The sequence below is a fragment of the Salinicoccus hispanicus genome (assembly GCF_009831115.1).
Lineage (GTDB): Bacteria > Bacillota > Bacilli > Staphylococcales > Salinicoccaceae > Salinicoccus > Salinicoccus hispanicus.
In genome coordinates, this window is the sequence record NZ_WUUK01000002.1 from 380,642 (window position 1) to 392,106 (window position 11,465).

General features: G+C 40.7%; 10 protein-coding genes. All 10 read left to right on the forward strand.

The annotated features are described in order from the left end of the window. Window positions 1-19 precede the first annotated feature (19 nt). The 10 genes from GQ671_RS06805 (at window position 20) to kdgD (ending at window position 11,436) form a co-directional block, all read left to right on the forward strand. Window positions 20-691, forward strand: a complete 672-nt coding sequence (locus GQ671_RS06805) for a helix-turn-helix transcriptional regulator (protein ID WP_246153187.1) — start codon at window positions 20-22, stop codon at window positions 689-691. Between the two features lie 113 nt (window positions 692-804). Then, window positions 805-2,445 carry a sodium:solute symporter family protein gene (locus GQ671_RS06810; RefSeq protein WP_160654595.1) on the forward strand — a complete coding sequence of 547 codons (1,641 nt, stop codon included), beginning with the start codon at window positions 805-807 and terminating at the stop codon, window positions 2,443-2,445. A gap of 16 nt (window positions 2,446-2,461) precedes the next feature. After that, window positions 2,462-3,223, forward strand: coding sequence for an SDR family NAD(P)-dependent oxidoreductase (locus GQ671_RS06815; protein ID WP_160654603.1), 762 nt, complete (start codon window positions 2,462-2,464; stop codon window positions 3,221-3,223). A gap of 16 nt (window positions 3,224-3,239) precedes the next feature. Beyond that, window positions 3,240-4,088 (forward strand): polysaccharide deacetylase family protein, encoded by an 849-nt coding sequence (locus GQ671_RS06820; RefSeq protein ID WP_160654605.1) that lies wholly within the window; start codon window positions 3,240-3,242, stop codon window positions 4,086-4,088. Between the two features lie 124 nt (window positions 4,089-4,212). Beyond that, a complete protein-coding gene (locus tag GQ671_RS06825) occupies window positions 4,213-4,485 on the forward strand; it encodes a YciI family protein (protein WP_160654607.1) in 273 nt (90 codons plus the stop codon). A 301-nt stretch (window positions 4,486-4,786) separates the two neighbouring features. Then, the gene (locus GQ671_RS06830; protein ID WP_160654609.1) at window positions 4,787-5,977 is read left to right on the forward strand and encodes a pyridoxal phosphate-dependent aminotransferase; all 1,191 of its coding nucleotides are present in this window, start codon (window positions 4,787-4,789) and stop codon (window positions 5,975-5,977) included. A gap of 143 nt (window positions 5,978-6,120) precedes the next feature. After that, window positions 6,121-7,395 (forward strand): dicarboxylate/amino acid:cation symporter, encoded by a 1,275-nt coding sequence (locus GQ671_RS06835; protein ID WP_160654611.1) that lies wholly within the window; start codon window positions 6,121-6,123, stop codon window positions 7,393-7,395. A 211-nt stretch (window positions 7,396-7,606) separates the two neighbouring features. Next, window positions 7,607-8,305 carry a FadR/GntR family transcriptional regulator gene (locus tag GQ671_RS06840; RefSeq protein WP_407690714.1) on the forward strand — a complete coding sequence of 233 codons (699 nt, stop codon included), beginning with the start codon at window positions 7,607-7,609 and terminating at the stop codon, window positions 8,303-8,305. A 547-nt stretch (window positions 8,306-8,852) separates the two neighbouring features. Further along, on the forward strand, window positions 8,853-10,289 hold the full coding sequence (locus GQ671_RS06845; protein WP_160654615.1) for an aldehyde dehydrogenase family protein: 1,437 nt from the start codon (window positions 8,853-8,855) through the stop codon (window positions 10,287-10,289). A gap of 208 nt (window positions 10,290-10,497) precedes the next feature. Continuing rightward, entirely contained in the window at window positions 10,498-11,436 is a 939-nt protein-coding gene (gene kdgD / locus GQ671_RS06850) for a 5-dehydro-4-deoxyglucarate dehydratase (RefSeq protein ID WP_380645440.1), read from the forward strand. The last annotated feature ends 29 nt before the right edge of the window (window positions 11,437-11,465 follow it).

Here is an 11,465-nt window from a genome sequence, read left to right on the forward strand (position 1 = left end):
GGATAAGGGAGGTAATCCATTGGATAAAAGTATGGATAGTATATTTGATCAAGCTATTCGAACTGCTGATATTCTAGTCGCAACATTCGGTAATAACTGTGAAGTTGCTGTCCATGATTTCAAAGATATGGATAAGTCGTTGATATATTTATCAGGAAGTATAACGGAGAGAAAAGTTGGCGCACCTATTACTGATTTGGTTCTAAGAGAATACCGTAGTGCTAAAGATGGGGTAAAGGATATGACCAACTATAAAACTTTTTCAAAAGATGGCAAAGTTTTAAAATCATCGACGATATTTCTAAGAGAATCAGAAGGTACAGTTATCGGGGCTCTATGTATAAATGTTGATATCAGTCTGCTCATTCAGTTGGAGGGTCAGATACAGAGTGTGACTACATTTGATGAAGAGAAAAAACGACAAGAAACATTCTCTACAGATGTACAAGAAGTGATAGAAAATATAGTCAATGAGGTATTAAAAACGTATAACAAGCCTCCCACTCTTTTGAGTATGGATGAAAAAGTTGAATGTGTAGGTCAGTTGGAAATGAGAGGGGTTTTTATGATAAAGGGATCCACCGATTATCTAGCTACAGTAATGGGTGTATCGAAATATACTATTTATAATTATCTCCAAAAAATACGTTCAAAAAATAACTTTCAGGTGGAAAATGATCACTTGAAATAGACTCCACAGGGCTAGTCTCTTTATATTCCTGACTTTCAAATAATATCGTAGCCAGTAATGAGCTGTATGAATGATTTAAAGTCAACAAAAAATTATTTTACAGGAGGCATTCTATGGATTGGAGTTGGACATATCTTATTCCACTGGGATACTTGGTTTTAATGGTTGTAATTGGTGTTGTCGCAGCTAAAAAGAATGAAACGCGTTCTGATTTTTACGTGGCATCAAATCGAATGAATGGCAGCATACTATTTGCGACGATATTTGCGACTGTATTTGGAGCAAATGGATATTTGGGAACCAGTGGGCAAGTATATAATGACGGATTCAATATTATTTGGATTAACATATGTGCGGGTTCTGCGTACTTTCTTTTGTTTTTTATTTCTGGAAAAATTCGTGGTGTTGCAGCAAAGCACGAAGTGTTTACGTTACCCGATATCATGGAACTACGTTTCTCAAAGCAAGCAGCCTATCTGACAACGACTTTTTCACTCATAGCAGTCGTAGGCGGTGCTGGTGGCGCTATATTGGGTGTTGGTACCATATTGAATTCAATACTGGGTATTGATACCACTGTTGCCATCCTGATTACTGCAGTCGTTACAATTGTTTATACCACTTTCGGAGGGTTGATGGGTGTTGCAGTTACAGACTGGGTTCAATCGATGATCATGATATTTGGTATGGTACTTATCATTGTATTTGGTTTTGTACTACTGTCTGATAGCTCTGATAATGTCAATTTCCTATCAAGTGGAATGGAAACGCTGACAAATGATTTGGGACCTGATTTCTTAAGCCTCACTAACGGGGTTACATTCCTGATTATTATTGCCTGGGCGGTTACATTTGCGCCACTGAATACAATTTCACAGAACCAGATCCAAAGAGTATATGCTGCAAAAACTCAAAAAACGATTCAACGCGTCAGCCTGCTAATGGTGCTTACAATCAGTCTTTTCATGGCCTTCGGTCTTGCGTTGATCGGTGTAATAGGCAAGCAGATACTGCCTGGTCTGGAGAATGCCGAATCTGTATATCCAATGCTGGCCATGGAAGTGACCAACCCTGTCATCGGCATGATTATCGTCACGGGTATCCTCGGTGCTTGCATGTCTACAATCGACTCCAATCTTTTGGGATCTGGGATACATATTTCTCGAGATATATACGAGCGGCATAAAAGAAGTAAAGGAGAAAGTATTACTGAGAAAAAAAGTTTAAGGGTCACCCGTACATCTCTTGTAATCATAGGTGTATTCAGTACAGTGGCTGCCTTGATGGCGACTTCGATTCTTGATCTGCTTTTGAGTACGTTAGGTATATTTGCAGGCGGAACCTTCATACCTGTTCTGGCAGGTATCTATTGGAAAAGGATGAACGCTTTTGGCGCGATAACAGGACAAGCATTTGGAGGCGGCGCAACGATTATTGCTACTGTGCTTGAGACATCTGTCAGTGCGGTGTTGATTGGTATTATTTTTTCACTCATTGGAACAGTCGGCGGAAGCTTATTGACTTCTGCACCAGAAAAATTCAAAGCAGAGTTATTTGATTTCTCTACTGTCACAAAGAAAGATATACCATGGCTCCTTGTAGTGGTTGTATTATTCGTTGCATTTATTGCCAGTCTTACGAACCTGGCACTATGGCCATTACTGATTGCAATTACTGTGATTGCGCTTACGGCAAGTATGATAATGCTCCTGATATATATACTCCCTAGAAAAAACAAAGAAAAAGCTGAGTAATATGGAGGATGATTTTATGGTCTTGAAAGAAAAAGTGGCGATTATTACTGGAGCTGGGAATGGCATTGGCCGAGAAACTGCAATATTGTTTGCAAAAGAGGGGGCGATTGTCGTTGCTACTGATATTAATGAAAATGATGTTAGAAAAACTGTCGAACATGTTCATGAAAATGGAGGAGAAGGCATCTTTATCCGGCATGATATCAGCAAAGAAGAAGATTGGAATAACGTTGTAAATACTACAATCGAAAAGTATGGAAAAATAGATGTACTTTTTAATAATGCTGGCACATTCATGATAAAACCGTTGATTGAAACGACACTGGAAGACTGGAACAAACTCATGAGTATTAATGTAAACGGCACTTTCCTTGGTTTAAAATATGTTATGAAGGTTATGATGACACAGAAACATGGATCGATCATCAATACGTCTTCCACAGCCGGACTGGTCGGTTCTCCAGGCGTATCATTGTACGGAGCAAGTAAAGGAAGTATACGTGCTTTAAGTAAGCATGCCGCTGTTGAAGGCGCGCCTTACAATATACGTGTCAATTCGATCTATCCAGGATTTGTAGCAACCGGTATGCTAGGGCAACGAAGCGAGACAGAGGAGTCAGAAGAGAACGAACTGGCTCAGAAAGTGCCGCTTAACCGAGTGGGTGAGACAGCAGAGGTCGCGCAAACTGTTCTATTTCTTGCATCGGAAAAATCAAGCTATACAACAGGAGCAGAATTTGTCATTGACGGTGGCCGCTCCATGGACAAGTCTTACTAAAGTAAAGGAGATTATTATGAATGGAAACATTTGTGTGACTTTCGACTTTGATGCAATATCGTTGTGGATGCAGCGGGGTATGAATACTGCGACTCCGATATCGAGAGGAGAATTTGGAGTCGTGGCTATTCCTAGAATTCTAACCCTCCTTAAGAAAAGGGATATCAAATGTACGTTCTTTATTCCAGGACATACGCTGGAAACGTATCCCGACGTCTGTAAACAAATATCAGCAGATGGACACGAAATTGCCATGCATGGCTATCTGCACGAAAATGTGACGGCTTTATCTCCTGAAGAAGAGTGGGCAGTGCTCGAACGATCCATTAAGGCCGTTGAAGATATAATAGAAGTATCTCCAAAAGGATTCCGTTCACCCTCTTGGGACTTATCACATAAAACGATTGAATACCTGGAAACACTCGGAATACAGTATGACAGTAGCCAGATGGGGCAAGACTACTCTGTGTATACGAGCAGGAAGAATGACTCTGTTGATCAGCAAGGAGAGTATGTATTTGGAGAAAAGTCGAAAGTAGTGGAGATCCCTGTATCCTGGTCGCTGGATGATTACCCCTATTTTGAATTCTTGAAGACACCTACCGGAACCATACCTGGATTAAAAACTGCAGCTGATATGTTCACCAATTGGAATGAGGATATACAGTACATGCAAAGAGACTTTGACAATGGTGTAACCGTTGTGACCATGCATCCTCAAGTGATCGGTCGTGGTCATCGCCTATTAGGTCTGGAACGTTGGCTGGATAGTATGGTAGATCAAGATTTGCGTTTCTGCAGAATGACTGATATTGCGACGCGTTATAGTGAAGGTGAAAATTTTGGAGTTTATAAGCCGGAGTAGATAAGGTTCTACTACATGTACAAGTGGAAGATGAAATAGCGATTATACGGCTAATCACTGATTTAATGTTGCTCTAAATAGTATTATATACTTGGAAATATAAAAGTTTAACGGAGGTGAGTTGATGAAGTATTTTGCAGTGTTTCTATCCATGAAGGATGAAGGGAAAAGCATCCAGTACAGACCCGATCACCTTGAGTTTCTGGAGAACTTGAGGAATGAAGGAACCGTTCTGATGAATGGAAAGTTTTCCGATGGCAGTGGTGGTCTTGTCATTTATAAAGGAGATAGTCTTGAGTCAGTAAAGTCTATTGTAGAAGCGGACCCGTATATAAAGACAGGTGCCAGAAGCTATACAATAAGGGAATGGGAAATGGTGTCGAATCATGATTTTTAAAAGTTGAAACACTGATAGATGGTAAGAGCAGATGATTCTGCTCTTTTTTTTTGCGTGCTAATTTAAGTGCTGGTATGAGGCAGTTAAAATTTATAAATTACAAAGACGATAAGAATGTACTCATTTAGAATCAAGGTGTCTCGTTTCCTACAAAATTAAGTCAGATTAGAAAATGATAAATCAACATAACATACTTTGAGATAAATTTGATTTTAAAATTTTCTTTATTATCTGATTACTTATTGACAATCAATAGTATTTGTCTTACAATTACTTTTATCTAATATAAAGGAGAATCTATATGATAAATGAGGCAATGCGCTTAGAGCATGTACAACTTGGTCAGATAAGAGCAGTGGCCGAAAAGGCTAAGCTATTGGAGCAGCAGGGACATGACATTATTCATTTAGAGATAGGCGAGCCAGATTTCACGACCCCCGAAAATATAGTTCAGGTAACTCAAGATGCTCTTTCTCAAGGCAATGTGCATTATGCACCGAATCGGGGTGTACTGGATTTAAGGAGAGAGATAGCAAAAAAGTTAAAGGTGGACAACGATATAGAAGTAGATCCTGACAAAGAAGTCATCATTACTTCTGGTGCGGCTCAAGCATTACTGTTGGCTTTTCTGGCCCATTGCAATCCTGGCGATGAAGTTTTGGTTATCGAGCCTTCCTTCCTGTCATATAATCAGTTGGCTTACATGACCGATGCCGTTCCCGTTCCTATCGCAACATCGGAAGATAAGGATTGGATCGTAGACCCTGGAGACATTGAAAGCGCAATAACAGATCGGACGAAGATGGTGCTGCTGAACTCACCGAATAATCCGACGGGCGCAGTCTATCCGAAAGAAACTTTGGAGAGAATCGCTGAAATAGCGACAGAACATGACTTGATTGTCGTATCGGATGAAATATACGAAAAGATAATTCATGAGGAAAGCAGTCATTTCTCAATCGGTGCACTTCCGGGAATGAAAGAGCGAACGATAACAATCAATGGATTCTCTAAAGCATATGCCATGACAGGATGGCGATTGGGCTACGTCGCTGCGAGTGAGAAGCTTACAACACCTATGTTGAAAGTACATCAGTATGCTGTCACCTGTGTACCAACGTTTACCCAGTATGGTGCCATTGAAGCGATCAGGGGAGATCAAAAACATCTCGAAGCAATGATTTCAGCCTATAATAAGCGCAGAGACTTAGTATACAAGGGTCTGAACGGCATAGAAGGCATTACTTGCTCGTTGCCAGAAGGGGCATTCTACGCTTTTCTGAACATTAAGCAATCTGGTTTGAACTCAGTCGAGTTTGCAGAACGCCTATTGAGCGAAAAAGGGGTCGCCCTGATACCAGGATCCATATTTTCTTCTGCAGGGGAAGGGTTTCTTCGCTTGTCTTTTGCAGCATCGGAAGAGCAGCTATTAAGTGCAATGAAACGAATAGAAGAATTTGTAGTGAACATCAATAGTAACGTGAATGTGTAATCTATTAACAGGGAGTAGCTTTTAAACGATTTCAGATGGAATATCTGCCATTTTATGAAAGGGGTTTCATAAAATATTTCTAATATATTCCATTTGAGTCTGCATGGTATTTCATAATCCAAAACAAAGTGGGAGGATGAGGCATGATGAAGAAAATATTTAATATGTCACTAGGTACTAAAGTTCTGATTGGTTTCGTGGCAGGGATACTCATTGCACTGATATTTCAAGAAAGAGCATTGATCATAAGTCCCCTCGGTGATTTATTCTTAAATCTTATTCTGATGATTGTTGTACCTTTGGTGTTTTTCTCAATTATTAGTGGGATTACGAGTTTGGATGACTTCTCTGCATTGAAGAGTGTAGGATTAAAAGTCGTTTTATTTTACATAGCCACTACTGCTGTTGCAGGCACTGTAGGCTTGATCATCGCGAACGTTCTGAGACCGGGTAGTCGCATCAACAGGGAAGATTTGGATATAACAGGAGAGGTAAGCGCTCCAGAGTCACTATCGCTATCTGAAACACTACTATCGATGATTCCAAGGAATGTGTTCCAGTCTTTTGTAGAAGGAAATCTGATGCAGATTATCGTATTTGCCATCTTTGTAGGTATCGCAATCGTATTACTGGGGGAGAAAGCAAGCACCTTCAAAAAGTTTGTTAACAATGGTGCAGAAATCATGTATACCATTACAGGGATTGTCATGAAATTTTCTCCGATTGGTGTAGCTGCATTGATTTCAACAACTTTTGTAGAATATGGTTCCCTTATGTTCGGATCCATTGCAACACTCATAATTGCGGATTACGTGGGACTTCTAGTCATATGTTTCCTTGTATATGCATTTATAGTTAAATTTATAGCGAAGAGCAGTCTAAAAGAGTTTTATAAAGCAGCGGCCAAGATTTGGCCATTGACTATGAGTACGACGAGTAGTTCAGGGACTTTGCCTTATACAATGAATGTTGTTGAAAAAGATCTTAAAGTGCCTAACAGTATTTCAAAATTCTCTTTGCCAATCGGCTCAACGATCAATATGGACGGGGCGGCAAACTTCTATCCGATGGCCGTCGTGTTTGTCTCTCAACTTTATGGATTCAACATGACACTTACGGAACAGATCACGATTGTTCTAATCGCAACGCTTCTCTCAATCGGATCACCGGGGATTCCTGGCGGTGGTATTGTAATGGTTACAATCCTACTGACGACGATGGGTCTGCCGCTCGAAATTATGGGTGTTATTGCTGGGATATATAGAATCATTGATATGGGGCATACTACTTTGAATGTAACTGGAGATATGGCTGTTACCCTTGCAGTGGCAAACATAGAGGAAAGAAGAGTGACTTCAGTCATTGAACGTGAAGAAAGTACTGCTTTCGAGCAAGGGGTTATCGCATCAAAAGAATAAATTTCTTGGCCAGATGAAAGCACTCAATACGAATACAGTTCGTGTCTCAATTTGGAATGAGTAATTCGGCTTGAGTGCATGGGGGAATATGTGTCATGCCAAGCCGATGGTAATGGTGGGCAAACTTGACTGAAGCGTCATCTTGTCATACAATTATATATCAATAGAAGAAGTCTGAAGTTTTTCAATAAAATTGTTGAAAGCAAATTAATTGGGTGAAAATATGAGCGATTTCAAAGTTGGATCGGTAGCAAGAAACACACTCTCTCGTCAAGTCCTGGAAAAATTTATAGAACTGCTGATGGATGGAAGTCTGAAGACTGAAGACAAGCTCCCTTCTGAAATGGAATTGATGCATATGTTCGATGTCAGCAGACCTGTCCTCAGGGAAGCCCTCAGTTCTTTGGAAACACTTGAAATAATCACTAGAAGACCCCGCGGTGGAACATTTATAAACAAAAAGATAGGCAGTAATCCGTTTAGGGCAATGTTGGCTTTGTCCATAAATAATGTCCCTGCAGTGATTGAGGCGCGTATGTCATTGGAACTTGGCCTGGTAACCCTTGCAGCTGAGAAAATCACAGAAGAGCAGCTGGCAAGTCTCGAAGAGACGATTACGGCTATAGAAAATACGGAGGATGGGGACTATGGTGCGATAGATCGGGAATTTCATAGAATCATCGCAGATAGCGCCAACAACCCAGTAGTGAGCGGTATGATTGATTCGCTCCTCATCGCCCATCAGAAAACAGATAGTCTGATAGTGATCCGTGAACGTGATATCACTGTAGAGCATCACAGGGCGATTTACGAAGCTTTGAAGAGTAAGGATCCGGTCGAATCGTTTAAACAGATGTATCGTCATCTGCAATATGTAAGAAAAAAAATACTTGCAAACTATAACGAATAGTAGGCACTGCGCCTAGCAGTGACAATGCAAGTGACTAAATAAGTACAGGCATACCAACTGCTTATCCTCGAATCATTTTAGAGGGTAGGCAGTTTTTTTTAATCTCTCTATTTCCTAATTGTCTTTCCAATATAGTGGTTCACGTGGGCGCCTGATTTCACTTTTTCCATTCACTAGTGAATTCCCACAATTGGTTTAGTATATCAGTGTCCTATTTAATGGAATGACGCAAACCTTTACGACTTTATTTTTTAAATTGTTTGAACATATTGACTTTATAATTAATATACTTTATATTTGTATTACAATTATAAAGGCAGGTGAAATTCTGTGTCTTTCATATTTAGAGAAAACGGTTTCAATAGTGAGTATGTCTTTTCCACAATAAAAATGGAGTAATCGAATAGTCGTGATTTAAGCATTTCAAGGTAAGTTTTTCGTATTCCTTTCCACTCGCTATTATTTCAGCCTTCGACGGTATTAAGACTCTTTATCATCAAAACGGATACTTAGGATATGTTCACCAAACAACAAAGGAGATTGCCAAATGGAAACTAGAAACTGGATCGGTGGTTCATGGAGCACACCTGCAGATAGTCAGGTAGAGGTATACAACCCTTCTGATTTGCAGGAGAAAATAGGTACGGTTAATCAGGGAGGCAGGGAGGATGTACTCAAGGCAGTTGAAGAAGCCAAAAGTGCCCAGAAGAAATGGGCACAGAAGACAGGCGCTCAAAGAGCTGAAGTCCTTTATAACATGGCAACTGCCTTGGAGGAAAACCTGGTTCAACTTGCAGAACTCGGAAGCCGGGAAATGGGCAAGCCTATTGGAGAAATGAAAGGGGAGGTCACTCGCGGTATTCACCTATTACGTTATTATGCAGGTGAAGGTGTCAGACCAGAGGGCACTGTCATTCCATCCAGTGATGTAGATGTACTTCAGTATTCCAAAAAAGTGCCACTTGGTTTAGTTGGCCTGATCACTCCATGGAATTTCCCGGTCGCCATTCCTGTATGGAAGATGGCTCCAGCATTGATATGCGGCAACGCAGTGATATGGAAACCGGCAGAAAATGCCGCACTCACAGCTACTAGAATGATAGAGCTATTTGAAGCAGCAGGGGTCGACAGCGGTGTACTTAACCTTGTTGTAGGTAAGGGGAGCATCGTAGGAAAAGCGATGCTGGAAGAAGCAGATATTGATGGCCTCTCGTTTACAGGTTCTGAAGCGACTGGTCTTTATGTGGCAGAAACTTGTGCAAAGCGGAACATCAAGTTCCAAACAGAAATGGGTGGAAAAAACGTTGCTGTCATTATGAAGGATGCCAATCTGGATAAGACGATTCCGATTGTACTGAGTGGCGCGTTCAAATCAGCTGGCCAGAAATGTACAGCAACAAGTCGAATCATCGTAGAAAGTGAGATTTACGAGGACGTGATCGACCGCTTGAAAAAAGGTGTGGAGGAGATCCAACTATCCCATGCGCTAGATAATGAAGCGTATCTTGGTCCTGTTGCATCCAAAGAACAATATGAAAAAGTAAATTCATACATTGACCTTGCCCGTAAGGAAGCGACCATTGTTGCTGAAAAGGAAATAGATTTCGATCAGGAAGGCTATTATATCTCTCCGATTGTAATCACTGATGCACCTTCTGACCACGCTCTCGTCAAAGAAGAGATATTTGGCCCTGTAGCGACTGTATCCAAAGCGGAAAACTTCGAGGAAGCGATCAATCTGGCAAACGACACGATCTATGGGTTAAGTGCTGCCATCTTTACGGAAAATCTGGGACATGCTCATAAATTCCTTGATCGCATAGAAGCAGGGATGGCACGTGTGAACCAGGAAACAGCGGGCGTGGAATACCAGTCTCCTTTTGGTGGAATGAAGCAGTCCAGCTCACATTCAAGAGAACAGGGACAAGCCGCACTCGATTTCTACACGAACACACAAACATGCGCAATAAAGTTTTTCAGTTGATCAAGAACGTATCATCTCACAGTTTAGAAGGTAAAGATTTTATAATGAATGCTTATCTGGTCGATTCATCCATCTTGAGAACTCATACAACCGGAATCAAAACTGGTTAATGTCCACATTCATTATGAATGATGTGTTACAGAAAATTTCTAAATGACGCAAGTAGTTATTAATCAAAAATATATGAAGCCGGGAAAGGAAAATGATCATGCATAAAACATCACCAAAAGGTATTCTAGGATTTCCTGTAACACCAATGAAAGAAAATGGAGAGATTGATACAGATGCTTTTGTTATGAATGTAGAGTTTTTATTGGAGAGCGGGCTGGATGCAATTTTCCCAGCTTGCGGTGCCGGAGAATATACAAGTTTAGACACTCAGGAATATGAACAGCTTGTAAAGTTATGTGTTGAAACAGTCGCTGGGAAAGTTCCCGTCTACACTGGTGTAGGTGGCAATATCCAGGAAGCTAAGAAAAGAGCAGAAATTTCAGAGGAGCAGGGCGCTGATGGCTATCTGATCATGCCACCATACTTGATAAAAGGTTCGCAGAATGGGTTATATGAATACTTTGCACAAATTGCGAAAACCACAGATTTGAATGCCATTGTCTACCAGAGAAATAATGCTATTCTAAGTGCTGACACATTGGCTAGACTGGCACAGATTGAACAGGTGGTCGGATTTAAGGATGGTGATGGAAACATGGAGAAGAATAGTGAATTCTCGCATAGATTCACCGGGGAAATTGATTTTCTTAACGGTATACCGATGGCTGAAGTGACTATGGCCGTATATATGCCACTTGGGTATGAGTCCTATTCATCTGCAATTTCAAACTATATCCCTCATGTTTCCCGCAAGTATTTCGAGGCACTTAAATCAGGAGATAAAGAAACGGCAAAAGAAATCTACGAAGATGTGATTCTTCCATTGAATAGAATCAGAGTCAAAGGTGAAGGTTATGCCGTCTCTTTGATAAAAGCAGGTATGGAGATTGTTGGCCTGCCAGTCGGCCAGACTGTCCGGGCGCCGATTGATGCTGTGTCTCCTGAACACTTCAAGGAAATGGAAGCGGTACTGAAGACTGTCCTTGAAAAATATCCGAACGAAATCTATGAGAAGTATACAGCTAAGATCACCTGATCAGACAAACTTAATAAATGACTATTATT